The sequence below is a fragment of the Campylobacter concisus genome (genome assembly GCF_002913545.1).
GTDB classification, from domain to species: Bacteria; Campylobacterota; Campylobacteria; order Campylobacterales; family Campylobacteraceae; genus Campylobacter_A; species Campylobacter_A concisus_AV.
Genome location: NZ_PPBR01000044.1, coordinates 1 through 24,040, shown reverse-complemented (window position 1 = coordinate 24,040; position 24,040 = coordinate 1). Strand labels below are relative to the sequence as shown.

18 protein-coding genes are annotated in these 24,040 nt (G+C 40.7%); 1 reads left to right on the top strand and 17 read right to left on the bottom strand.

The features are described from left to right. The 13 genes from CYP05_RS03285 to CYP05_RS03225 form a co-directional block, all read right to left on the bottom strand. On the bottom strand, nt 1-1,069 hold a 1,069-nt coding region (locus CYP05_RS03285), incomplete at its 3' end, for a nitrate- and nitrite sensing domain-containing protein (RefSeq protein ID WP_103641985.1). 294 nt (nt 1,070-1,363) lie between these two features. Continuing rightward, the gene (locus CYP05_RS03280) at nt 1,364-3,931 is read right to left on the bottom strand and encodes a molybdopterin-dependent oxidoreductase (RefSeq protein WP_103641984.1); all 2,568 of its coding nucleotides are present in this window, start codon (nt 3,929-3,931) and stop codon (nt 1,364-1,366) included. 9 nt (nt 3,932-3,940) lie between these two features. Then, nucleotides 3,941-4,516: a cytochrome c gene (locus CYP05_RS03275; protein WP_002942837.1), complete on the bottom strand. Its 576-nt coding sequence runs from the start codon at nt 4,514-4,516 to the stop codon at nt 3,941-3,943. Nucleotides 4,517-4,613: 97 nt separating this feature from the next. Then, on the bottom strand, nt 4,614-5,036 hold the full coding sequence (locus CYP05_RS03270; RefSeq protein WP_103641983.1) for an EamA family transporter: 423 nt from the start codon (nt 5,034-5,036) through the stop codon (nt 4,614-4,616). 51 nt (nt 5,037-5,087) lie between these two features. Further along, a complete protein-coding gene (locus CYP05_RS03265) occupies nt 5,088-6,011 on the bottom strand; it encodes a Dyp-type peroxidase (protein ID WP_103641982.1) in 924 nt (307 codons plus the stop codon). Nucleotides 6,012-6,034: 23 nt separating this feature from the next. Next, nucleotides 6,035-6,730: a DUF4230 domain-containing protein gene (locus CYP05_RS03260; protein WP_103641981.1), complete on the bottom strand. Its 696-nt coding sequence runs from the start codon at nt 6,728-6,730 to the stop codon at nt 6,035-6,037. Between the two features lie 56 nt (nt 6,731-6,786). Further along, nucleotides 6,787-7,620 carry an MBL fold metallo-hydrolase gene (locus tag CYP05_RS03255; RefSeq protein ID WP_103641980.1) on the bottom strand — a complete coding sequence of 278 codons (834 nt, stop codon included), beginning with the start codon at nt 7,618-7,620 and terminating at the stop codon, nt 6,787-6,789. A 92-nt stretch (nt 7,621-7,712) separates the two neighbouring features. Further along, nucleotides 7,713-8,924 carry a threonine ammonia-lyase gene (gene ilvA, locus CYP05_RS03250; RefSeq protein WP_002942811.1) on the bottom strand — a complete coding sequence of 404 codons (1,212 nt, stop codon included), beginning with the start codon at nt 8,922-8,924 and terminating at the stop codon, nt 7,713-7,715. A 14-nt stretch (nt 8,925-8,938) separates the two neighbouring features. After that, nucleotides 8,939-10,048, bottom strand: coding sequence for a tRNA (uridine(54)-C5)-methyltransferase TrmA (trmA, locus tag CYP05_RS03245; protein WP_103641979.1), 1,110 nt, complete (start codon nt 10,046-10,048; stop codon nt 8,939-8,941). A gap of 2 nt (nt 10,049-10,050) precedes the next feature. Further along, nucleotides 10,051-11,754 (bottom strand): Na+/H+ antiporter NhaC family protein, encoded by a 1,704-nt coding sequence (locus CYP05_RS03240; RefSeq protein WP_103641978.1) that lies wholly within the window; start codon nt 11,752-11,754, stop codon nt 10,051-10,053. A gap of 9 nt (nt 11,755-11,763) precedes the next feature. After that, nucleotides 11,764-12,510: an SDR family NAD(P)-dependent oxidoreductase gene (locus tag CYP05_RS03235; protein WP_103637450.1), complete on the bottom strand. Its 747-nt coding sequence runs from the start codon at nt 12,508-12,510 to the stop codon at nt 11,764-11,766. A gap of 8 nt (nt 12,511-12,518) precedes the next feature. After that, the gene (locus CYP05_RS03230) at nt 12,519-13,730 is read right to left on the bottom strand and encodes an ankyrin repeat domain-containing protein (RefSeq protein WP_103641977.1); all 1,212 of its coding nucleotides are present in this window, start codon (nt 13,728-13,730) and stop codon (nt 12,519-12,521) included. A 36-nt stretch (nt 13,731-13,766) separates the two neighbouring features. Beyond that, nucleotides 13,767-16,352 carry a bifunctional aconitate hydratase 2/2-methylisocitrate dehydratase gene (locus CYP05_RS03225; protein ID WP_103641976.1) on the bottom strand — a complete coding sequence of 862 codons (2,586 nt, stop codon included), beginning with the start codon at nt 16,350-16,352 and terminating at the stop codon, nt 13,767-13,769. 122 nt (nt 16,353-16,474) lie between these two features. Between CYP05_RS03225 and CYP05_RS03220 the strand changes: the two genes are divergently transcribed. Beyond that, entirely contained in the window at nt 16,475-16,933 is a 459-nt protein-coding gene (locus tag CYP05_RS03220) for a methylated-DNA--[protein]-cysteine S-methyltransferase (RefSeq protein WP_103641986.1), read from the top strand. A gap of 35 nt (nt 16,934-16,968) precedes the next feature. Here CYP05_RS03220 and CYP05_RS03215 read toward each other — a convergent pair whose 3' ends face one another. Genes CYP05_RS03215 through CYP05_RS03200 form a run of 4 tightly spaced genes read right to left on the bottom strand, consistent with a single transcriptional unit; the run spans nt 16,969 to nt 23,851 of the window. Beyond that, entirely contained in the window at nt 16,969-20,067 is a 3,099-nt protein-coding gene (locus CYP05_RS03215; protein WP_103641975.1) for a type I restriction endonuclease subunit R, read from the bottom strand. Between the two features lie 10 nt (nt 20,068-20,077). After that, entirely contained in the window at nt 20,078-21,277 is a 1,200-nt protein-coding gene (locus tag CYP05_RS03210; RefSeq protein WP_103641974.1) for a restriction endonuclease subunit S, read from the bottom strand. After that, nucleotides 21,274-22,827, bottom strand: coding sequence for a type I restriction-modification system subunit M (locus CYP05_RS03205; RefSeq protein WP_103641973.1), 1,554 nt, complete (start codon nt 22,825-22,827; stop codon nt 21,274-21,276). Before CYP05_RS03205 ends, CYP05_RS03210 begins: the two co-directional genes overlap by 4 nt. A gap of 10 nt (nt 22,828-22,837) precedes the next feature. Further along, nucleotides 22,838-23,851 (bottom strand): bifunctional 3,4-dihydroxy-2-butanone 4-phosphate synthase/GTP cyclohydrolase II, encoded by a 1,014-nt coding sequence (locus CYP05_RS03200; RefSeq protein WP_103641972.1) that lies wholly within the window; start codon nt 23,849-23,851, stop codon nt 22,838-22,840. Nucleotides 23,852-24,040 lie beyond the last annotated feature (189 nt).

Here is a 24,040-nt window from a genome sequence, read left to right as displayed (position 1 = left end):
CAATATTTTCATCTATTAAAGCTGCCATTTGAGAAATTTCATCTTTACCTTTAATGTTTAAAAGATGTGCACTATTTGTCTTATTATTTAAAAAGTCAAAGAAATCTTTTAATGAATTTTTAGTTAGGTCAATGCCTCTTATTATATTTTTACCAACAACAAATGATATAACAAGCAAAATCAAAATAGCAATGCCAAGCAAAATACCGACAAATATGGCTCTTTGTTCAGCTGCTGCTTTATCTTGTATAGCTGTGGCTTTCATATTATTTAACAAATAAAGTTCATAATCTCTAAATTCATCTATAAGCGTAGTAATAGTACCAAACCAAGCTTTTGCATCTATCTTTGCAGCAGTTTCGTCTTTATTTGCAATAGCACTACTGATTATGTCATCAATGCTTTTATATTCATTTGTATCAAGCACACTCTCTTTAAATTTCGGATAAGACTTAGGATTAAATTTCTCGAAATCATTTATCAAGTTAGAGATTATTGCATGATATGAAACTAGATTTACATAAGCATTTTCATTCATGCTTTTTTTGATAAACACTACATTCATCATAGCTCTTGTGATACCAAAATACTCTTTTATTTTTGAAATAGTCAAAATTCTTGTTAATTCATCTTTTAGATCGGGTTGTGCTTGTTCACTTTGAGCATTTGCATTTATAAGTGTAAGTGCAATAACTTCATTGAAATTTTTAAGCAATGAAGCATCACCACCAGCATCTATTTTTGATCTTGTATCAACTACTTTTTGCATTACCTCATCTTTGTTGATAAGCCTAGGCATAATAGCATCAACTTTTTCTCTTTGAGCTTTTAAAACTTCAGCTGAACCTGGTGCTTTGCTAATGAATCCTCCACTATATCCACGCTCCTTTTGAAGTTCATGTATAAACTCTCCTTGTAGAGTAATATTCTCAACCATTTCAACACTTTTTGAAGCTGCATTTCTAGTGTTTAAAAGTCCATTTAGAATATATACACTTGCAACTACTAAAAAAACTAAACCTAAAAAAGATATCAAAGATATCTTAAATTTTATACTTAACCTATTCATCCCTTAAATTTGTCCCTTCCTACTGTTTTTAATTTTTGTATAAATTTTGTAAATTAGATCAGTAAAATTATCGACTTAATGTTTTTAAAATATGGTCTTGATTTTGAATAATTAGCTCGACAACCTTGTCTTTTAAATAGTTGCAGTTTGTCTTGTACCTCATCTCAACACTCCTTGTGAAATAAAATTTACGGAATTATAGGACTTCAAATATAAATTTAAGCTTTTTGTAAATAGAAAATTTACTTTAGAATTTTAAGTATGAAAGCAGGAGATCGCTCCCCTGCTTTGAAATTATTTAGAAAATTTTGGCTCAGAAAACGCTGTAAGTTTTGGTGCTTCATCGCCTTGATATTTTCTGATATTTACAAGAGCTGTGTGGCTGATGTTGCCGTTTGCTAGCTTACTTGTTGGGATATCTATTGTTAGCACGTTTGCAGAGCCGTTTTTGCAGATGCCACTATCAAAGCCGTCATACCAAGCGCCCTCAGCTAGTTTTACAACGCCCTCTTTGATGTTTTTAGTCACATAAGCACCAGCTAGTACCTCGCCACGAGCATTAAATACACACACCAAATCACCAGTTTTTACGCCAAGCTCTTTTGCGTCATTTTCGTTTATCCACACTGGCTCGCGGTTAGCGATAGCATACTTCTCACGAAGTGAAGTTTGGCTTAGCTGTGAGTGCAAGCGGTCAGTTGGGTGAGCGCTTATCATGTGGTATTTTGCTGGTTTGTCTTTCATGCCTAGCCACTCGATCGGCTCAAACCAAGTTGGGTGCGCTTTGCAGTCATCATAGCCCATTTTCTCGATCGTATCTGAGTAAATTTCTATAAGACCGCTAGGCGTTCCAAGAGCGTTTAGCACAGGATCTTCTCTAAATTCGCCAAGTCTTACCCAACTATCACTATCTTGAGATGAGGCAAATGTGACTGGTTTGTTTTCATTCCAAAACTCTTCAAATGGCTTCATGTCGCTTGCAAGCTCAGGGACGGCCTTTACTTGAGCGTAGGCTGCGTCGTAGTACTCTTTGATCCAGTCAAACTCATCTTTACCGTTATCTGTGTAGGCGATGGCTAAATTTTTAGCATAAGCCTTGCAAAGGTCAGTGAAAATTTGATAGTCATCTTTTGCTTCGCGGTATTTTTCAACGACTTGTTTCATCGGCACGATGTTCATATTTGAGTAGTCCCCTGTCATCGTGATGTCGTTTCTCTCATACTCTGTTGTGACTGGAAAGACGATATCAGCCATCTTTGCTGTCGGTGTCCAGTATGCTTCATGAACGACAACGGTTCTTGGCTTTCTCCACGCTTTTAAATTTGTATTAGTATCTTGGTGGTGAACTAGTGGGTTGCCGCCGACCCAGTAGATAAAGTCGATGTCTGGGTAGGTGATCTTTTTGCCGTCGTGATCGATCACTTTGCCAGGGTGAAGCAACGCATCAGCGATACGAGCTACTGGGAAAGCGTAGTTGGTTGCTTTTTGTAGCCAGCTTTGACCTGTGCCTGCTACTGCGGCTGCTTTTGCGACGAAGCGACCGTGTTTGTCAAATTCGCCCGTATCAGTGCCGATAAACTCGCCTTTTTCGTTAAATTTACCCACACTTGCGCTATTTACGCCGCCGATGACTGCGCCTTTGCATGTTGGTGCGCCGCCGTTTGAGTAGTGGTAGCTTAAGCCAAAGCCTCCGCCTGGTAGGCCTATCTGACCGATCATCGCAGCTAACGTTACCATCGCCCAGTGTGGTTGCTCGCCGTGGTGAGCGCGCTGCATACCCCAACCACTCATTAGCATCGTGCGGTTGCTTACAAATGTATCAGCTAGCTCTTTTAAAGTATCTTTGTCGATACCACAAATTTTGCTCGCCCACTCTAAATTTTTAGGAGTGTTGTCTGTCTTGCCAAGTAGATATGGGAGGAATTTATCAAAGCCATAAGTGTAGTTTTCGATAAATTCTTTATCGTATTTGCCACTTTCATATAGGTAGTGCATCATGCCTAGCATCATTGCTGTGTCGGTGTTTGGCACTGGAGCGATCCACTGAGCTTTGTCGAAGTATTGCGCTGTTTCAGACCTGATAGGATCGATCACGATCACTTTGATATCTTTTTTGTTTTTTAGCTCTTCAAAGTATTTAAAGCCTTGCTCATCAGTCGCTGTCCAAGCTATGCGAAGTGTCGCAAGTGGGTTTGCGCCCCAGATGACTACGACTTTTGAGTTTTCAAGCACGACTGGCCAGCTAGTTTGCTGCTCATAGACCTCGATGCTACCTACAACGTGAGGCATGATGATCTGGCTAGCGCCTGTTGAGTAGTCGCCTAGCGAGCCAACAAAGCCACCACTAAGGTTCATAAATCTATGAAGTAAAATTCTTGAGTTATGCACATTGCCGCTTGATTTCCAGCCGTAACTGCCTGCAAAAACGCTTTCTAGGCCTTTTTGCGCTCTTGTTTTTTTAAGCTCTTTAGCAACTAGCTTGATCGCCTCTTCGTAAGGCACCTCGACCCACTCATCGATGCCACGAAGCTCTGGTTTTGGGCTGTCTGGGTTTTGCAAGTAGCTCTTTCTTACCATTGTGTGTTTGATACGACTTTTGTAGATCATATCTGGCGTGTAGTGTTGAAGTGGGTTGTAAATTTCACTTGTCTTTTGGATAGGCTCTGACTTTACAGCGATGCCGTTTTTGGTTGTCACTTTTAGCATGCCCCAGTGAGCAGCTGTAAGAGTTTCGCCATTTTTTACAACGCCCTTTTTAACCTCATCAGCAAACAAATTTGAAGCTGTTACGCCTGAAAGCAAAGGTGTAGCTGCAAGTGCTGTTGCACCTTTTTTTAGAAAATCTCGTCTGTTCTCGTTCATTTTTTCTCCTTATTTGCCTAAATTTACGTCAGATGAGTGTTTTTGTAGATATTCGATAACTAGCCACTCGTCTTTTTTCTCTATTGCGGTTCTGCCGATCATTGATTTTAGAAGTGACGGCCATTGATTTGCGTTAAAGTGCGTAGTTTGAGGCAACGCATGGCAAACGCCACAGCTCTCTTTATACATCTTATCAGCTTTTGCAAACATCGCATTTACATCTGTGCTAAAGCCATCTTTTTGAACGAAAACTGTCGTTTCTACCTCGTTCCATTTGCCGTTTTTGCCCTCTTTTATCACTTTGATATCAAAAGGTGCAGTTTTTGCAAATGCTACTGAGATGATCCTCGCGCCATCAGCAAAATAAACTACGTTGCTAACGGCTGGGTTTTGATAGCCTTTTACTTTGATCTGCGCTCTGTCGCCGCTTGTTTGCAAAATTTCAACTGCGTTGGTTGGTAGCAGCCTGCCTATGCTCTTAGCTGAGTTTGCGTCAGCATATACGTCCTTTACGACATCTGTGTAGTTCATACCTGCACCAAATGCAGCACAAGCTACGATGGCTGATAGAATAATTTTTTTCATATTTCTCCCTTCAAAATGAAATCTTCAAATTCTAGGGGCTTTTTGATTAATTACAAATTAAAATTAAAAAAATACTTTAAGAATAACGCAGAAAATTTTATTTAAAAATGAGTAGAAACACGCCAGATACGATAAGGCAAACGGCTAAAATTTCTTTTAAATTTAGCCTCTCACCAAGAAATATGACAGCCAAAATGATAGCCAGCACAACGCTAAATTTATCAACCAGCGCTACCTGATAGACCTTGCCTGCTTGCATCGCTTTAAAATACATAAGCCATGAAAGCCCAGTCGCCATGCCACTTAATATGAGAAAGAGCCAGTTTTTGGGACTTAGCGAGCTTAATGGCTGCCATTTTTTAGCCACACTTAAAAGCAAAACAAGCATCAAAATGACGACGATCGTTCTTATAAATGTCGCAAAATCGCTGTCGATGTCCTTTACGCCTAGCTTTGCAAAGATCGCTGTAAGTGCAGCAAAAACAGCCGAAAAAGCTGCGTAGATAAACCACTCTGGCATCTTTATCCTTATAAATTTAAAGGGGCAAATTTGCTTCACCCCAAGCTAAATTTATCCCTCGTAGTCACCAAGCATATCAAGCGTAGGAGCAAAATATAAAGCCCCAGTCACTGGCGTACTAAAGTCAAGCAGCCTATCTGAGTTACCTTTTGGCTCGCCGATAAACATCTTTTTAAGCATAAGCTCAACCGTTGAAAATGTGCTAGCATAAGCGATGAAGTAAGTGCCTGTTTTGCTGCCTTCAGCAAATGGCATATTGCCACGCACGACCTTTTTATCGTCGCCGACATTTGCAGCAGCTGAGTGTGAATTTGTAGGTTTTACGCTCTCGTCCATCTCGATGTCATACTCTTTTGAGCGGCCTATAACCTTTTCTTGCTCGCTTACGCTTGTGGCGTTCCACTCTTTCATTTTGTGGAAGTATTTTTGAACAAAAACGTAGCTACCGCCTTTAAATTTAGCGTCCTCTTTGCCGACTTTTGCAAAGTGGTCTCTATCTTCGCCATCAGGGTTTTCAGTGCCATCTACAAAGCCGATGATCGCCCTGCCGTCGTGGTACTTAAAGCCTTGAGTTTCATCTGTAAGCTCTGCAAATTTAAACAAAACTTCTTTGATATTTTGCGCCATGTCAAAGCAGTCAGCCGCATTTAGCGCACGGATGTGGATGTGGATATCGCCCTTTGTGCTAACGGCCTCGTGCTTGTCGCCTTTTATCGCTTTAAAATTTACAAGCTCTTTTGGCAATTCTTTTGAAATTTCAAGCTTTTTCCAAGCATCATGACCCACACCAAGGACGCAGTTTACATTTTCGTTTGCGCCAAATCTAACTTTAGCAGTCTTGTTTAAATTTACAACCAAAGCACAAAGCTTAGCAAAGCCCTCTTTACATGCCTTTTTGTCGCCTTTTAAAACCCATGTTTGAAAGACTGTGTTGTTACCTGGTGCTTGTGTGACCTCTTGTGAATTTACACTCATTTTTTCTCCTTTAAATTTTGTTTTTATGCGATATTTTCTAAATTTAGTTGCTCGTTGATCTGATCATCGCTATCGTCAAAGACAAACTCGACCTTGTTTGCGCCAAAGCTCTTAGCTATCGCTTCAAGCGTGTCTCGAGCTGATTTGTGAATTTTGCTTTGAAGCTGCGAGATAAGGCGAACGCTCATCTTTTTGACTTCGTTTCTTGCCTCTTCGATTAGCCTATTTTTATCTTCTTCTGTAAATGTGCTACCAAAAAAGCCATTTAGCGAGTCAGGCAGCAAAAATGGTATAAATTTGCCATTTTTTTCATCATAAAATTTCATATCTGCGATTGAAAATTTATACTTACATGGAGGCATTTTTATCTTGTAGCTATAGTTTGCGATCTGCATGATCTCGAGTCTAGGGCTAGTTAGATCGTAGATGAAATTTATCTCAAACTCAAATATCATCGAAAGCTTCTTTTCGCTCACTAGCCACCTTAGATACTCTTTGCCAAAATTTCCAAACGCATGATCTGTCTTTGTGACGATCTCTTTGCTATATACCTGAAAGACAGAAAGCTCGCCGATGCTTTTAAGCTGTGAAATTTCAGTGCTGACTGAGACATTTTCGCTACCATCTTTTGCCTTTTTTAGTGCTTTATTTGACCTATAAAATGCAAATGCCAAAATAGCTAGCAAGATAGCTAATATCAAATTTGCGTATTCGCTCATATTTTCTCCTTTAAAGCCCGCATTTTATCCTAAATTTGTAAAGCAAAAGAAATTTATCACTCAGGCAAGGTGATGGGGTTCTTATAAGGCATGTGAGCGCCTACTATCTTTGTAGTCTCATCCTCCAAGCCATCAAGCACCTTTTCTCTTGTTTTGGCAGCTTGCACTGGATCTATATCATAAGTGATAGATATGCTCGGCTCGACCTCTTGCACTGCTAGGACGTGAAGAAGGTCAGCTATAAAGATGATCTTATCATTATCTGACTCAAAGCTTATCATGTTGTGCCCTGGAGTGTGGCCGTAAGCTGGGATAGCCATGATCTTTAGCGCTCCGTCAAATAGTGGCTTTTTATGGTCAAAAAAGCTCTTATCGTCCTTGTAAAGCGATAAAATTTCTTTTGTCCTCTCATCTTTACCCTTCATCCAGTAGTCCCACTCCTTTTCATCTATAAAAAGCTTGGCGTTTTTAAATGTCTTTTTGCCGCCATCTATGAGCCCGCCTATGTGATCAGGATGAGCGTGCGTGATGATGACGTAGGTTAGATCCTCTGGCTTTATTTTGCCAAAAGTTTGCAGATCATACTTTAAAATTTCCAAGCTATCTTCATAGCCGCTATCTATGAGCGCCGTGTAGTCATCGCACTTTGCAAACATTACGTTGTGTTTGTTTGGTAAATTTTTAGTATTTGCCACAAGCTCTTTTTGCGCCTCATCTTTGGCTATTAGCTTATCTACTGGCGCGTCAGTCGTCTTTAGTGAAAATACATAAAGATTGCATCCGCCCATAGATCCTATCCATACTTGATCGTTTTGCTTGCTAACCACCTCATCATCGGCACAAAAAGCCAAAGTGCAAAACAATGCAAGGCTTAATAAACTCTTTTTCATATCCCGTCCTTGAATAAATTTGCGAAATTTTAGTCCTGTAAATTTAATGAAAGTTAATGCTCGCTACTTTAAAAGGTAGCGAGCTTATAAATTTAGAAGAGTTGAGTGAAAGAAAAGCCGTTTTTATTAAGCGTATCTTTGATCTTTTCTTGATGCTCAAGACCCTTTGTCTCAAGCGTGATCGTGATGCTTGCATCGCCGTAGTCAAGCTTAGTAGAGAAGCGGTCGTAGTCGATCTTGACGATGTTTGCATTTGCTGATTTAAGACTATCAGTTAGGCTCATGAGCGCTCCTGGCTTATCTACAAGTGTGATTTGCAAGGTCATCTTACGGTGAGACTTGATAAGACCCTTTTCGATGATGATAGAAAGCACCTGCACATCGATATTTCCGCCACTTAGCACCACGCCTATCTTTGCACCTTTTTTAAATTTGATCTTATCATGCATAAGTGCTGCCACGCCAGCTGCGCCAGCTCCCTCAACTACGATCTTTTGCGTCTCTAGCAAGAACAAAATCGCAGTTGCGATCTCCTCATCATCGACCTGCACAAACTCATCCACGCACTCAACGATATTTTTAAGCGTTATCTCACTCGCATCACGCACAGCGATGCCATCAGCTATGGTGCGAACTGACTTTGAGTTTATGCTCTTTTTAGCGCCGTAGCTGTTAAACATCGCTGGAGCGCCCTTTGCACCGACGCAGACTACTTTTGTCTTTGGATTGACTTGTTTTATACAGCTTGCCACGCCGCTAGCTAAGCCACCGCCACCAACTGGCACTACAACCATATCAAGGTCGCTTATCTCATCAAGCATCTCAAGACCCACAGTGCCCTGCCCTGCCATGACGTACTCATCGTTAAATGGATGAACAAAGGTCATATCTTTTTCTTTGGCGTAATTTACTGCAAATTCATACGCCTCATCAAAGTTATCACCTTTTAAGATCACTTCAGCGCCAAGGTCCTTTGTGCCAGCTACCTTTAGAAGTGGGGTTGATTCTGGCATAACGATGCAAGCATGCACGCCAAATTCTTTTGCACTTATCGCCACGCCTTGAGCGTGATTGCCAGCGCTTGCAGCCACGACGCCACGTTTTCTCTCCTCATCGCTTAAGCTAGCTATTTTGTTATACGCGCCTCTTATCTTATATGCGCCCGTTCTTTGTAAATTTTCTTCTTTCAGATAGACATTTGCGCCTAAAATTTTGCTAAGTTTTGCACTTAGCGCAAACGGAGTTTTATTTACAAAGTGACCGATCGTTATCTTTGCTTGGATTATTTTGTTTAATGAAACCATTTTTAACTTTCCTTTTAAAATTTATCTTTTGCCTCTAGCAGCACGCCACACTCGATGTGATGAGTGTTGGCAAACTGATCAAAGAGCGCAAATTTTATCACTTTATGGCTTTTAGTAAGCTCATTTAAATTTTCTTTTAAAGTCTCTGGGTTGCACGAGATGTAGATGATGTTTTTGAAATTTCTAATGAAATTTATGACACTTTCACTTAGTCCTGCGCGTGGTGGATCGACAAGGACGTGCGAGAAGTTAAAGTCGTTTAAACTTATATCTTTTAGCCTATTAAATTCCCTAACACCAGCAAATGCACTCATCAGCTCATCAGCGTCCATGCGTAAAAATTTGATATTTTTAGCCCCATTTAGCTCGCAGTTTTTAAGAGCATTTGCGATCGAACTTTTTGAAATTTCGGTGGCAAGAACGTTTTTAAATTTAAACGAAAGCGGGATAGTAAAATTTCCATGTCCGCAGTAAAGCTCCAGTAGATCAGCGCCACCCTCAACGCACTCTTTCGCCCAAGCTATCATCTTCTCATTTACCGCTTTATTTGGCTGGATAAAGGCATTTTCACTTAGGCTAAATTTATAAATTTGCCCATCAACATTTAGCTCATCAACTAAATTTAGCTCGCCGCTAAGAAGCTTTTGGCCACGAGATCTAGCTAGGATCATCGCATCAAGCTTGCTAGCTAGAATTTTCATAGCCGCTTCAAACTCACTATCAAGCTTTTTGTGATAAAGAAGCGTGACTAAGGTGCCGCTTTTACAGGCGATAAACTCCACTCCAAAGAGCTTTGTGCGTAAAATTTCATCATCTTGCAAGCTCTCAAGTAGCCTTGGCATGAGATGTGAAATTTGCTCGCAAACCTTTGGGCACTCATCTATGAAGACCTTTTTGCCTTTTTCGCTTGCGTGCATCGTATAGCTAAGCTTGCTGCCCTCGTGCCAAATGCCAAACTCAGCCCTCGTGCGGTAGTGCTTTGGGCTTGAGCTAAAAAGATCAAATTTACCCTCATAAAAGTGGGAGAAATTTTGCTTGATAAGATCAGTTTTAAATGAAATTTGCTCACTATAAGGGGTAAAAAGAGTGCATGATCCGCACTCTTTTAGGTATTTGCAGTCCAAATTTATGCCGCTTTCTCTTCGACTTTTTTACCGACAAATCTAACCAAAGCCCAGATCGCTAAAAATCCGCAAGGAAGTGCGATCCAAACGCTAAGACCAAGAGCTACTGGCAAGTAGCCAACAAGCACACAAACCGCGCAAACACTAAGTGCGTAGATCATCTGTGTTGAGACGTGATCGATGTGGCTACATCCTGCACCCATTGATGAAAGTATCGTAGTGTCCGATATCGGCGAGCAGTGGTCACCAAAGATAGCGCCAGTTAAAACGCTTGAGATATTTACGATCATATAAGCGTGCATCGCGTCACCATCTAAGCCGTAGTTTTTGCCAACTGCGTAAGCTAGCGGGATAGCAAGAGGCATCAAAATGCCCATTGTGCCGTAGCTGGTGCCAGTTGAGAAGCTGATAAATGAGCCAAGGATGAAAACAGCCACTGGCAGGATAAATTTAGGCGTTGAGTCGCTTAGCAAATCAACCAAATATCTTGAAGTGCCAAGCTCTTTGATAACCGCGCTAAGGCTCCATGCAAGAAGCAAGATAACAACTGTGATGATCATAGTTTTCCAGCCTTTTACCCACGTGCTAATAGCCTCTTTTACATCAAAAATTTTGCGCCAAACACCCATCGTGATAGCTACTATGCTAGCGAGCAATGCTGCTTGAAATAGCGATGTAGCAGAGTCAGCTGCGCCAAAAGTATCTTTAAATGTTGAAAATGAAAGTGGATTTGCAAGTGCATTTTTAAGAGTATCGCCCTCAAGTGCAGCAAGACCGCTGAAATAAAAGCTAGTAAATGCGCCGATAACTAGCACAAGAAGTGGCACTATCGCATTTGAAGCGCTTAGTTTTACTCCCTCTTTTGGCTCAAGAGTCTTGTCTTCAAGGTCTTGAATTTGAGTTTTGCCTGAGTGAAGCTCGCCCTTTCTAGCGCGTCTCTCAGCTGCTAGCATAGGACCATACTCGCGTTGCATCAAGGCTGTGCAGACGATAAAAAATAAGATAAAGAGGTTGTAAAATCTATATGGAATGGTCTCGATAAATATAGAATAAGCGTTTATGCCAGTCTCGCCGATAAGCTCGTAGCCCTTTTCGATGAGCGAAACTTCAAGTCCGACCCATGTAGAGATGATAGCAATACCTGCAATCGGTGCTGCAGTAGCGTCGATGATGAAGGCTAGCTTTTCGCGGCTTATTTTAAATTTATCGCTTATTGGTCTCATGATAGGACCGACGATTAGGGCGTTTGCGTAGTCATCGAAAAATACAAAAATACCCATAAGCCAAGTTGAAATTTGAGCTGAAACGCCAGTTTTTGCCTTTTTGCTAAGCCAAAGAGCAACCGCCTTTGTGCCGCCCATCTTTGTGATAAGTGCGACCACGCCGCCTATACAAAGCACTTGAAGCAAGATACCAGCATCGGTGCTATCAGCCATTGATTCAACCACTCTTGAAACGATACCGGTAAAGCCTTTGATGATGCCCATAAAGACATTTTCATTGACGATATTTATAAGAAAAGTTCCGCTAAAAACACCGATAAATAGCGACAATATAACGTCTTTTGTGATAAAAGCAAGCGCTATGGCCACAACTGGCGGTATAAGCGTGAAAACGCCATAAATTTGTGCGTTTCTTTTGGCGACTTCTGGATCAACGCCAAAAAGTACGGCACTAAAAAATAGTAACAATAAAATTTGTCTCACATAAACTCCTTAAAATTTTTCTATCGCAAGTCCAGCCCAAGTCTGCGTGTTTGCCATGACTTCGACCCTATTTATATTTACACTCTCAGGCATATTTAGGCAGTTAAGCAAAATGGTCGCTATATCCTCAGCGGTAATGAAATTTGTATGCTCGTAGATGCTATCAGCCTTTGCCTTATCACCCTTAAATCTAACTTCACTAAATTCAGTCTTGCAAAGCCCTGGCTCGATGTTTGTCACTCTGATATTTGTGCCAACTAGATCGTTTCTTAAATTTAGACTAAACTGCTTTACAAAGGCCTTTGTAGCGCCATAAACGTTACTGCCAGGATATGGCCACGAGCCAGCTGTTGAGCCAAGGTTAAAGATATAGCCCTTTTCTTGCTTGTAAAGTAGTGGCAAAACGGCTTTTGTAGAGTAGATAAGACCCTTTACGTTTGTGTCTATCATCGTCTCAAAGTCCTCTACCTTTGCATCTATCGTCTTTTCTTGTCCCAAGGCAAGCCCAGCGTTATTTACAAGCACTTCGATATCTTTAAATTTATCAGGCAAGCTATCAACTGCGTCAAAAACAGCCTTTTTATCACGTATGTCGGCTACGATGATATGCGTATCGCCAAGCTCACTTGCAAGCTTTTTTAGTCTATCTTCGCGCCTTGCAAGAGCGACTATCTTGTAGCCCTCTTGTGAGAGTCTTCTAGCGATCGCCTCGCCAAAGCCAGATGTCGCACCTGTCACAAAAGCTGTCTTTTTCATATCTCTTCCTAATTAAAATTTGGTTTTAAGCCAAGCTCTTCTAAAAATTTAATATTTTTTTCGTTTTTATCTTTAATCGCATAATCAAGCGCGTTAAATCCGGCATCATCAGTGGCGTTCATATCAGCGCCGTTATCTATCAAAAGCTTTAAAATTTCTGGCGTCGCGTGAGCTGCTGCATGCATGAAAACGCTTCTATTTGTATGCTCTAGGCCACACGTATCCTCTACTTGCATCATGCCTAAATTTATCATATTCATCTTAGACTGCTCGTCGATATAGCTCTCGTTTGCATTTGCCCCACTTTTTAGCAAAAGCTCGCAAAGAGGCGCATCCTCAAACTGCACAGCATAAAAAACCGCACTTTTGCCAAAGAAATTTTTGTGATTTACATCGGCTCTATTTTTAAGCAAAATTTTTACATTTTCTAAATTTTTAAGAGCAAAAAATAGCGGTGTCTCATCGCCTAAATTTAGATCCGCACCACGCCTTATGATCTCTTCTATCATCTCGCTACTTTTGTCATTTAGCAGTGCGATATCGAGTAAATTTGTAAGCTCAGCGGTGGTGAAATTTTTAGAATAAAGCAAATTTGCAAGCTCGTCTTGACTTAGCTTTTGAGCCATCATCTTTTGCTCAGAAGTTAGAGCCTTAGCCTTATTTACCTTCTTGCCCACACTAAAGCTTAAAAACTCATTTATCACGCTAGTTGCGTAGTAAGCGGCACTTGCACTATCAACGCCTAAAGCCTCATAAAATTTAACCAGCGGAGTTTGAGCGTTTTTATAAGCTTCGCTGAATTTTTTATATTTTAAAAAGTTAAACAAGCTCTCATTCGCCCAGTATCTAAAGTACTCCATCTGAGCGTCTTTTTGAGCCTCAGCAGTTTCTGGCTTTGCAAGCTCTTTTTGATAGATTTCAGGGGCAAACGAAGCTTTTAGCAAGATCCATCTAAATTTATTTAAATTTTCTCTATAAACGCCCTCGCCAACGCAGCTTTGAGACTCACTCCTCACAGCCACACTCGCATCAAAAAGCTCTTTTACCTCTTTTAAATTTAAAAGCGAGCCATCGCAATAAAATAGCCCCTCATTCGCGTAAGCAAGCTCATTTGGAGTAGTTTTAAAGCTCTCTTTTTTAGCAAGGTCACTGCACTCTAATGCATGTAAATTCAGAAAAAGAAAACTGCTAAAAAAGAGAAAAAAAGCTACTTTTTTCATCAAAGCTCCTTAAAATTTCGCGATATTGTAACAAATTTATATACTAAACTCGCTTATTTCATTAAAATTTAGGTATTTATAAATTTGATCTTTATTTAAACTAAGACTATCTCTTACTATTTTTTTATACTCACTAACGCTTGGCAAACGCCCTAGCAGCGCGCATACAGCGGCTAACTCGGCACTTCCTAGATAGACCTTTGCGCCCATGCCCATTCTGTTGTCAAAATTTCTAGTCGAGGTCGAAAAAACAACGGCATTATCGTTCACTCTTGCTTGATTGCCCATGCAAAGCGAGCAGCCTGGCACCTCTGTCCTAGCATTTAACCTTTTAAAAATTTCATAAACGCCCTCATCTTCAAGCGTCTTTTTATCCATCTTTGTTGGCGGCGCGATCCAAAGCCTAGTAGTGAGCTTGCTCTCACGCTCTAAAATTCTAGCAAGCGCCCTGTAATGCCCGATATTTGTCATACAGCTACCCACAAAAACCTCGTCGATATCGTGTGCTCTTTTGCTATCAGCTAAAATTTCACTTAGCGTCGCCACGTCGTCTGGGTCGTTTGGACAGGCAAGGATCGGCTCATCTATCTGCGACAAATCAATCTCTAAAATTTCAGCATATCTTGCGTCCTTGTCGGCCCTTAAAAGAGTTGGGTTTTCTAGCCATTTTTGCATCTTCTCTTTTCGCCTAGCAAGCGTTTCATGGCTCTCATACCCAGCTTTTATCATCGCGTCTATCAGCGCAACGTTTGAACGAACATACTCCGTGACGCTAGCCTCGCTTAAATTTACCACACAAGCAGCCGCCGAGCGCTCAGCCGAAGCATCGCTTAGCTCAAACGCCTGCTCCACTTTTAGGCTCTCAAGCCCTTCTATCTCTAAAATTTTGCCCGCAAAAATGTTCTTTTTGTTTTTCTTTTCAACGCTTAAAAGCCCTTTTTTGATAGCAAAATAAGGTATCGCATTGACAAGATCACGAAGCGTCACGCCCTCTTTTAGCTCACCTTTAAATTTGATCAAAACTGACTCTGGCATATTTAGCGGCATCATACCAAGCACCGCTGCAAACGCCACTAGGCCGCTGCCCGCTGGAAAGCTGATGCCAATAGGAAATCTCGTGTGGCTATCGCCGCCAGTGCCCACCGTGTCAGGCAAGACCATGCGGTTTAGCCACGAGTGGATGACGCCGTCACCTGGTTTTAGGCTCACACCGCCACGTAAATTTATAAATTTAGGCAAGCTCTCATGCATCAAAAGGTCACTTGGCTTTGGATAAGCAGCCGTGTGGCAAAAGCTTTGCAAAACAAAATCCGCCCCAAAACTAAGGCTAGCAAGCTCTTTTATCTCATCTCTAGTCATCGGCCCTGTGGTATCTTGCGAACCAACGGTCAAAATTTCAGGCTCCACGTATGCCCCAGCTCTCACGCCAGCCTTGCCGCAAGCCTTGCCGACCATCTTTTGAGCGAGCGTATAGCCACCGCCTAGCTCTTTTGGCTGATCTGGCTTTATGAAAATTTGCTCCTCACCAAGCCCCAAGACCTCCCTAGCCTTTTTAGTCACCTGCCTACCTATCATCAAAGGTATCCTGCCGCCTGCTCTTATCTCGTCGCTTAGGGTGTTTGGGCTTAGTTTAAAATTTGCCACGAGCTTTTTTTGGGCGCCTGCGAGCTTGTAAATTTCGCCTTTAAATGGATAAATTTCTATCTCATCGCCCATTTCTAGCTCATTTACGTTTGCAACTATCGGCAGTGCGCCGCTATCTTCAGCGGTGTTAAAAAATATCGGAGCTATGGTCGTGCCGATCACGATGCCACCGGTTTTTTTGTTTGGCACGCCCTCTATCTCATCACCAAGGTGCCACTGGATAGAGTTTATACCGCTCTTTCTACTACTGCCAGTGCCGACCACGTCGCCAACATACGCCACGCTCTTGCCAAGGCTTTTTAGCTCTTTTAGGATTTCCAAGCCCTCAGGCATCTTTTTAACCAGCATCGCCTTTGCATGTAGCGGTATGTCAGCCCTTGTATAGGCCTCACTTGCAGGGCTTAGATCATCAGTATTTGTCTCGCCAGGCACCTTAAAAACCACTGCCTTTATGCACTCATCAAGCGGCTTTTTGTGCGCAAACCACTCGGCGTTTGCCCAAGAAAGAAGCACCTCTTTTGCAAATTTATTACTATTTGCTAGCTTTGCTATCTCGTCAAAATGCTCATGCACCAAAATGATATTTTTTAGCTCATTTGACGCAGCTTGTGCGATAACATCATCGCTATTCTTTAGCGCTCGCACCAAAATTTCTACGTTATATCCGCCAAGCATCTTGCCTAAAATTTTAATGGCACGAACTGCGTCAAGCCCGTCTATCTTAAGCCCGTCTATCACCTCGCCAAGAAATTCTGCCTTTATCTTTGCCGCGTCATCAACGCCTGGATTTATGCGATTAGTAAGCAAATTTATAAGAAATTTTAGCTCGTTTTGCGCCTTTTCATCGCCACTAGAGTTGCCAGCAAGTCTCATTAACTCGCAAATTTCGCTTGTTTGCTTGGCATTTAGCGCAAGCGGTGGCACGCCCTCTTTTTCTCGCTCACTCACGTGTTTTTCGTAGTCGGTAAAAAAGCTCATAAATTTCCTTTGTGATTTTGCTCGTTTTTAGTCCAAAATCGCTGATTTTGCTTGCATTTTATCAAAAAGCAAAACAATCTAAAGTAAAATTTGCCCAAAATTTCAAATTTCAAGGAGCAAATGTGTCAAAAGCCTACCTAAAATCACCCATTGGAATTTTAGAGATCGTTGCTAGCGAAAATGGAATTTGTGAGATAAATTTTGTAGATAAATTTGAAAAAGTGGCGGTAAAAGATGAAAATTTAAAGCTTTGTTTGGATGAACTGGAGGCCTATTTTAAGGGAGAGCTTAAAAAATTTAGCGTTAGACTTGATATAAAAACGACCAAATTTAGAGCCAAAATTTATGAAAATTTGCAAAAAGTGCCATACGGTGAAACGACCACATACGCTGCCCTTGCACTTGCCGCAGGTCATAAAAACGCTTACCGCGCAGCAGGCTCAGCAAATGCCAAAAACCCACTGCCTATCATCATCCCCTGCCACAGGGTGCTATCCAGTAGCGGCCTTGGTGGCTACTCAGGCGGCGAAGGTCTGCCAACTAAAATTTGGCTTTTAGAGCACGAAGCAAAGCATAAATAAGCCAAATGCAATATAAATTTGCTTTAAAGCACCTCTTAAACCGATGAGCCAACCTCTTTAAATTTATCAACAAAATGCGAGATCTCATCGATCACTTTTTGCCTTATTATTGGATAGTTTTTATTTAAAGGACCGATATTAGGCGGCAACATCTCGCCTATTTGCGTTCCACTTTGGCTAACAAAGCCGCACTTTAGAGACGAGCTTATAAACCTTCTTGCACCAGCCTCATCTAAATTTAAAGAGGCGATAAGCTCGTCTGCTTCTTTTTTCATCACACCTTTTGCAAATTTAAAAAACTCTTCTATCACGCTGGCTAGGTCTTTAAATTTATCCAAGTCGCTTTGGTTTATAAAATCAACTATCAACCCCTCTTTTGAGCGATTTTCCAAGCTCGAGCGGATGATGCGACGCACCTCATCAGTAAGGGCTGCTTTATCTTTTATCTTTTTATTATGCTCAAATATCAAACCCAAAATATAGTCTAAATTTATCTCCTGAGACTTTAGCAGATCAACCTCAAATACCACGTCATCCCAGTTTATCCTCTCTTTTTCCTTCTCTTCGCCAGCCTTTTCTTTTCTTAGCCACTCTCTTATATCATTATATGTCCCACGGTAGTCTTGCAAAGCCCTTGCATTTGGCACTTTTATGCTTTGCATCTCTTTGATTTGATCATCGCTTAAGTCAAATTTATCCCTAAACTCACAAACTGCTTTTTCATCGTCTAAATTTACCTCTTGCAAAGCCCTTAGAGCCACGAAATCATCGTAGTTTTGCAAAGCATTTTCCACCCTTAGATATTCTCCAAAAAGCTTTACAAATTCTTTCTTATCTTTTTGCGTCTCTATCTTAGTAGGATCAGGAAATTTCGCCTCTAGCTCGCTTACTACATCTACAAAGCCCCTTCTTGCCTCGCCAGATACCGCATCTGTAAAGCCATCCATATACTCTTTATAGCTTTTTTCGAGTATGACGCTTTTGGTGCTTCCTTTACCAAAAAGAGTTATGGCATCTTCTGTCGCTTTTTCTAGGTCTCTAAATGTCACGATGTTGCCAAAAGTTTTTGTAGCACCATAAATTCTATTTGTCCTAGAGTATGCTTGTATGAGCCCGTGATAGCGTAAATTTTTATCCACAAAGAGCGTGTTTAGACAAGGCGCGTCAAATCCTGTCAAAAACATGCCCACAACTAAAAGCAGATCGATCTCTTGCTTCTTTGTGCGCTCGCTTAGATCTCGGTAGTAGTCTTGAAACGACCCACCATCAACGCTAAAATTTGTTTTAAAGTAGGCATTGTAGTCTTTTATCGCGCTGTTTAAAAACTCTTTTGAGCTAACGTCCATCGCCTCTGGCTCAAAGCCCTCATCAGCTATCTCGCCAACCATATCTTGCTCTTCGTTTTGTGAAAAAGAAAATATCGTCGCTATCTTTAAAGCTCGCTCTTTATTACTTTGTAAATTTTTAAACGCTTCATAATAAAGCTTTGCTGCCTCTATCGAGCTTACCGCAAACATAGCATTAAAGCCCTTGCCACTTGCATTTAAGCGGTGAGTTTTTTGATGAAATTTCTCTAGCACATACTCTGAAATTTCTTTGATGCGCTCAGGGTGCAAAAATGCACTTTTATTCTCAGCGGCACTTAGCTTTAGCTCGTCTTTTTCTGTCTCTATGCTCTTAAATTTAGGCACGACATTGTTATAATCAACCTTAAATTTAAGCACCTTCTCATCTCTTATGGCATCGACTATCACATATTCATGAAGTGAGCTTCCAAAGACACTTTGCGTAGTCTCTGCTCCGATGGCATTTTGAGGAAATATCGGCGTTCCAGTAAAGCCAAACTGATAAAATTTCTTAAATTTTTTCTTTAAATTTTTCTGCGCTTCGCCAAACTGAGACCTATGGCACTCGTCAAATATAAAAACAACCTCTTTTTGATATATGCTTAGATCATCTTCGCTCTTCATCAGATTGTTTAGCTTTTGTATGGTTGTCACGATGATCTTTCCGTCATCTTTTTGAGTATTTCGCTTTAGCTCCGCTGAGCTAGCTGAGCCATTTACACTATCTTTTGAAAATTTTTGATACTCCTTCATAGTCTGATAGTCAAGGTCTTTTCTATCCACCACAAAAAAGACTTTATCTATAAAATCAAGCTGCGTAGCGAGCCTAGCCGCCTTAAAGCTAGTTAGCGTCTTGCCAGAGCCTGTCGTATGCCATATAAAGCCGCCACCCTCTGGCTTTGAGTAGCATTTAGCATTATGCGAGCTATTTATCTTCCAAAGTATGCGCTCAGTCGCTGCTATCTGATAAGGACGCATTATAAGCAAGGTGTTATTTGTGTCAAAGATGCAGTATTTGCTCAGTATGCTAAGAAGTGTATTTTTCGCCAAAAATGTAGCTGTAAAGTCCTTTATATCTTTTATGGCTTCGTTTTTTGAATTTGCCCAGTTTATAGTGAAGTCAAAGCTGGTTTTATCCCGCTTGGTTGTATTTGCAAAGTATCTTGTATCTGTGCCATTTGAGATAATAAAAATTTGCAAGTATTTAAAGAGAGAATTTGATGAGTTAAAGCTCTCTTTTGAGTAGCGGTGAATTTGATTAAAGGCTTCTCTTATCGCCACGCCTCGCTTTTTAAGCTCTATTTGCACGAGCGGCAAGCCATTAACAAGTATAGTGACATCATATCTGTTGCGCGATGAGCCAGTTTGCTCAAACTGATTTATCACCTGCAAGCTGTTTTTAGCGATATCTTTCTTATCGATAAGGCAGATATTTTGTATATGCCCATCTTCAAAAACAAAATCATATATGTGATCATCTTGTATCTTGCGAGTCTTTTCCACTATGCCATCGTTTAGCTTGTCGATATACTCTTCGACTAGCCTTTTCCACTCAGATGAGCTAAATTTAACGTTATTTAGCCTCTCTAGCTGCTCTTTTAAATTTAGCAAAAGTGCCGTTTGAGAGTTTATATCTTTTTTATACTCATAGCCTTGTTTTACAAGGTCAGCTATAAGCTCACGCTCCATATCCGCTTCGCTTTGGTAGCTTGAAGACTGAGGCAATCTCTCATATTTATCTAAAACGATGAAATTTTCTGACTCAAGTATGGTTTTACTCTCTATCATTTTTACGCCCTTATGCTGTCATTTTTGGTTTGAAATTTAAAAGTAGCTCTCTGTAATGCTCATACTGCTTGCGCCTTAGCTCTATCTCTCGCGGCAAGCCCTCAGTTATAGAATTTACAAGCGTATCAAATTTATCTAAGATATCAACGACCTTTTGCTGTGTTTGAAGTGATGGGACGGGGATTTTAAATTTTAAAAATCTATCTGACTTAACACGAGTTACTTTTGCCCCTTGAGCGTGCTTTTCTTTAAATTTATAAAAGCTATTAGTTTGCAACATATATGTTAAAAATTTCGTATTGACGACCTTATTTGGACGTAAAGCGAACATATCGCCAGATATTGCAACTTCTTCACCTAACCAACCAAGAGGCTTAAGAATATCTTGTATATTTTCGCTAACCCCAGAAATAAGAACATCACCCTTTGTCGCTTTTTTTAACCTTCTTGCCGTATCAACCGAAACAAAAGATTTAGTCTTGCTAGCAAACGTTCCATAATACGTATAAATTTGACCGTAATGTATCGCAGGAACTCCCCTCTCCACAAAGTCCTTCTTTTGCAACCCATTGCCACGTATCAGCTCGCAAATTTCTCCAAGCGTTTTTAGCTCACACCCTCCATTTTTATCAAGCTCGTCAAAGCTTAAAAGAAAGTCGCGGTAAAATTCATACTGCTTTTTCCTAGCTGTAAGCTCTGCTGTAAGCTCTGCTGTAAGCTCTGCTGTAAGAAGCGTGAAAGAGTCCAAGATACGGACTATTTCACGCTGCACTTCCATCGGAGGCACAGGGAGTTTAAATTTTTCTAATTCAGATTTAGCCAATGCTGGTATTCCGGCTCCATATTGACTTTGCATAAAATTTTGCTGGTTTCTTTTTAGATAATGAAATGCATATCTTTTTAAAATATATTTTTCTTTTGCATTGATAACAAAAGCATGCGCTCCAGCAAAAAATCTAGTATCTAGCCAATTAACATACCCAGCACTAGCTCCACCTTGACTAATAACAATCATATCAGCATCATGACTATATTCATGCCAATATCCAGAAGGATTGATACCACCATTCATTACTGGATATTTGCCGTCTTTAGAAAGTAGCGATTTATTTAATTGTGTGCCTTTTTCAATATCCGCAATCTCCCCAAGCTCCACAAACTCCACCCCATTCGGACAAAGCTCATTTATCAGATCAAAAATTTTACTCATCTCTCACCATCTAACTCTATCTGCGCGATGATCTCATCTATCTGTGAGCGTAAATTTGATATCTTAGCCACGGTCTCTTTTATCTGTAAATTTAGCTCGTTTATATCTATCTTTTCGCGTGTATCTTTTGGCTCGACATAGGAGCTAACTGCTAGGTTGTAGTCATTTTGGGCGATAGTGTCATTATCCACCGAGGTAGCTACGTGAGCGATCTCTTCTTTACTAGCAAAAATTTCTACTATCTTTTTAATGTGCTCACTTGTTAAAACGTTATTGTTCGTTCTTTTTTCAAAAAACTCACTAGCATCTATAAACTGCGTTTTGTTTTCACTTTTGTGCTTTGAGAGCACAAGGATATTTACAGCGATCGATGTGCCGTAGAAGAGATTTGGCGCTAGGGCGATGATGGTTTCGACGAAATTTTCTTTTACTAGATACTCACGTATCTTCTTTTCTGCGCCGCCTCTATAAAAAATGCCAGGAAAGCTAACGATAGCAGCTCGCCCCTTTGCAGAAAGGTAGCTAAGAGCATGCATGATAAAGGCAAAGTCTGCCTTGCTTTTAGGTGCTAGCACGCCAGCTGGAGCAAACCTAGCATCATTTATAAGTGTGGGATCATCGCTGCCGATCCAGTTTATAGAGTAAGGAGGGTTTGAGACGATAGCATCAAACGGCTTATCGTCCTGAAGCTTTGGGTCTAAAAGCGTATCGCCAAGCTCGATGTGAAATTTAGAGTAGTTTATATTGTGTAAAAACATATTCATGCGAGCAAGGTTAAATGTCGTGTGATTGATCTCTTGTCCAAAAAAGCCCTGCTCAACCTCATGCTTGTCAAATCTCTTTTTGGCTTGCAAAAGTAGCGAGCCTGAGCCACAAGCTGGATCGTAAATTTTATTTACACTTTCTTGTCCGTGCATGGCTAGCTCAGAGATGAGCTTTGAGACATTTTGCGGAGTGAAAAACTCGCCGCCTGACTTACCAGCATTTGCAGCGTAGTTTGAGATGAGAAACTCATAAGCATCGCCAAAAAGATCGATGTGGTTATCTTTAAAGTCACCAAAATCAAGCCCAGCAACTCCGTTTAAAACAGCAGCAAGCCTTCTATTTTTATCTGCGACGCTATTGCCAAGCCTGTTGCTAGTCGTATCAAAGTCAGCAAAAAGTCCTTTGATGTCTTGCTCTGACTCAAACCCTGCGGCTGAGCCCTCGATACTTTTAAAAATTTGATCCAGATCGGTATTTAAATTTGCATTATTTGAGGCATTTTTTACGACATTTTTAAAAAGCTGGCTAGGATAGATAAAGTAGCCCTTTTCTTCTATGATGACCCTTTTTTGCTCGTCATCTATCTCATCATCGCCCATGCTAGCGTAGTCGATGCTATCATCCCCAGCCTCTATGTAGTCGGTAAAATTTTCGCTGATAAATCTATAAAACAAAGTTCCGAGAACATACTGTTTAAAGTCCCAGCCATCAACAGCACCCCTTACTTCATTTGCGATGCTCCAAATTTGATTTTGCAAGGCTTTGCGTTGTGCCTCTTCGCTCATTTTATCTCCTTTAAATTTCTTTATAGCCGACTATATTTAGCCCAAAACCAGCTAAGCTTACAAATTCTTTATTTTTATTTGAGCTTAGAAGCTCGATATCTTTTACGCCAAAGTGATTTAAAATTTGCGCTCCGATGCCGTAGTCTTTGCTTGTGTTTGAGTTGTCGCTATCTAAAAAGATCAAAATTCCACCATTTTGACTTAGAAATTTGATAGTTTTTAAAAGCTCTTCATATTTTGGACTGCTCAAAAGCTCGTGATCGGCAAGGATCTTTTGAAATTTGACATTTGCCTTGCTCTTTGGCTCGCCAAAAAGATAAGCTGAGTGGATTTTACCTTTGTGATCGGTGATATCGTATCTTACTGCAGCGCAGTTTGCGATCATCACGTCACTTTTTTCGCCAACTTTTATGAGGCTTTCATGGCTTAGTCTATACTCAACTAGGTCAGAAACACTGATCATATTTAGCCCAAATTTCTTACAAAACTCCTCTAAATAATCGCGTCTTGCCATGGTGCCATCTTCTTTTACGATCTCGCATATCGAAGCCATCGGAGCAACACCTGCAAGCTTACAAAGATCGACCGAGCCCTCGGTGTGGCCTGTGCGAACGAGCACGCCGCCATTTTTAGCGATGAGTGGGAATATGTGTCCTGGGCGCACGAAGTCTTCAGGCTTTGAGCTAGCATCAGCTGCAAGCCTGATCGTCATATCGCGCTCATATGCGCTAACGCCCGTTGTTGCGTCTTTTGCGTCGATCGTGACTGTAAATGCTGTCTCGTGGCTCGATGTGTTTTTGGCTACCATTAGCGGCAGATCAAGCCTTTTAGCGTTTGCCTCGTCCATCGCAAGACAGAGCACACCCTTTGCATGAGTGATAGCAAAATTTACCTTTTGCATGTCGCTACTAGTTGCTGAAAAGACTAGATCGCCCTCGTTTTCGCGGTCCTCGTCATCGACCATGACGACCATTTTCCCATTTTTTATATCCTCAATTGCTTTTAATACATTTTCAAGTGCCATAATTATCCTTTTATAAATTTTTACGATTATATTGATATTTTGATAATCAAAAGATAAAAACCATATTTTTTCTTTGCCGGTAATTACTTTTGAGAAAAAATAGAATTTACACCAAAACTTAAGCTTTTGAGGTTTATATTAGCCATTTGGCAGGATAAATTTATCTCATATAGGCATAAAATTTATATA

Bases quoted from the DNA above. Each gene is read 5' to 3' on its own strand.
- CYP05_RS03200 (WP_103641972.1), bottom strand. From the start codon at position 23,851: ATGGCACTTGAAAATGTATTAAAAGCAATTGAGGATATAAAAAATGGG.
- CYP05_RS03215 (WP_103641975.1), bottom strand. From the start codon at position 20,067: ATGATAGAGAGTAAAACCATACTTGAGTCAGAAAATTTCATCGTTTTA.
- CYP05_RS03260 (WP_103641981.1), bottom strand. From the start codon at position 6,730: ATGAGCGAATACGCAAATTTGATATTAGCTATCTTGCTAGCTATTTTG.
- CYP05_RS03265 (WP_103641982.1), bottom strand. From the start codon at position 6,011: ATGAGTGTAAATTCACAAGAGGTCACACAAGCACCAGGTAACAACACA.
- CYP05_RS03280 (WP_103641984.1), bottom strand. From the start codon at position 3,931: ATGAACGAGAACAGACGAGATTTTCTAAAAAAAGGTGCAACAGCACTT.
- CYP05_RS03225 (WP_103641976.1), bottom strand. From the start codon at position 16,352: ATGAGCTTTTTTACCGACTACGAAAAACACGTGAGTGAGCGAGAAAAA.
- CYP05_RS03205 (WP_103641973.1), bottom strand. From the start codon at position 22,827: ATGAGCGAAGAGGCACAACGCAAAGCCTTGCAAAATCAAATTTGGAGC.
- CYP05_RS03275 (WP_002942837.1), bottom strand. From the start codon at position 4,516: ATGAAAAAAATTATTCTATCAGCCATCGTAGCTTGTGCTGCATTTGGT.
- CYP05_RS03230 (WP_103641977.1), bottom strand. From the start codon at position 13,730: ATGAAAAAAGTAGCTTTTTTTCTCTTTTTTAGCAGTTTTCTTTTTCTG.
- CYP05_RS03255 (WP_103641980.1), bottom strand. From the start codon at position 7,620: ATGAAAAAGAGTTTATTAAGCCTTGCATTGTTTTGCACTTTGGCTTTT.
- CYP05_RS03235 (WP_103637450.1), bottom strand. From the start codon at position 12,510: ATGAAAAAGACAGCTTTTGTGACAGGTGCGACATCTGGCTTTGGCGAG.
- CYP05_RS03270 (WP_103641983.1), bottom strand. From the start codon at position 5,036: ATGCCAGAGTGGTTTATCTACGCAGCTTTTTCGGCTGTTTTTGCTGCA.
- CYP05_RS03210 (WP_103641974.1), bottom strand. From the start codon at position 21,277: ATGAGTAAAATTTTTGATCTGATAAATGAGCTTTGTCCGAATGGGGTG.
- ilvA (WP_002942811.1), bottom strand. From the start codon at position 8,924: ATGGTTTCATTAAACAAAATAATCCAAGCAAAGATAACGATCGGTCAC.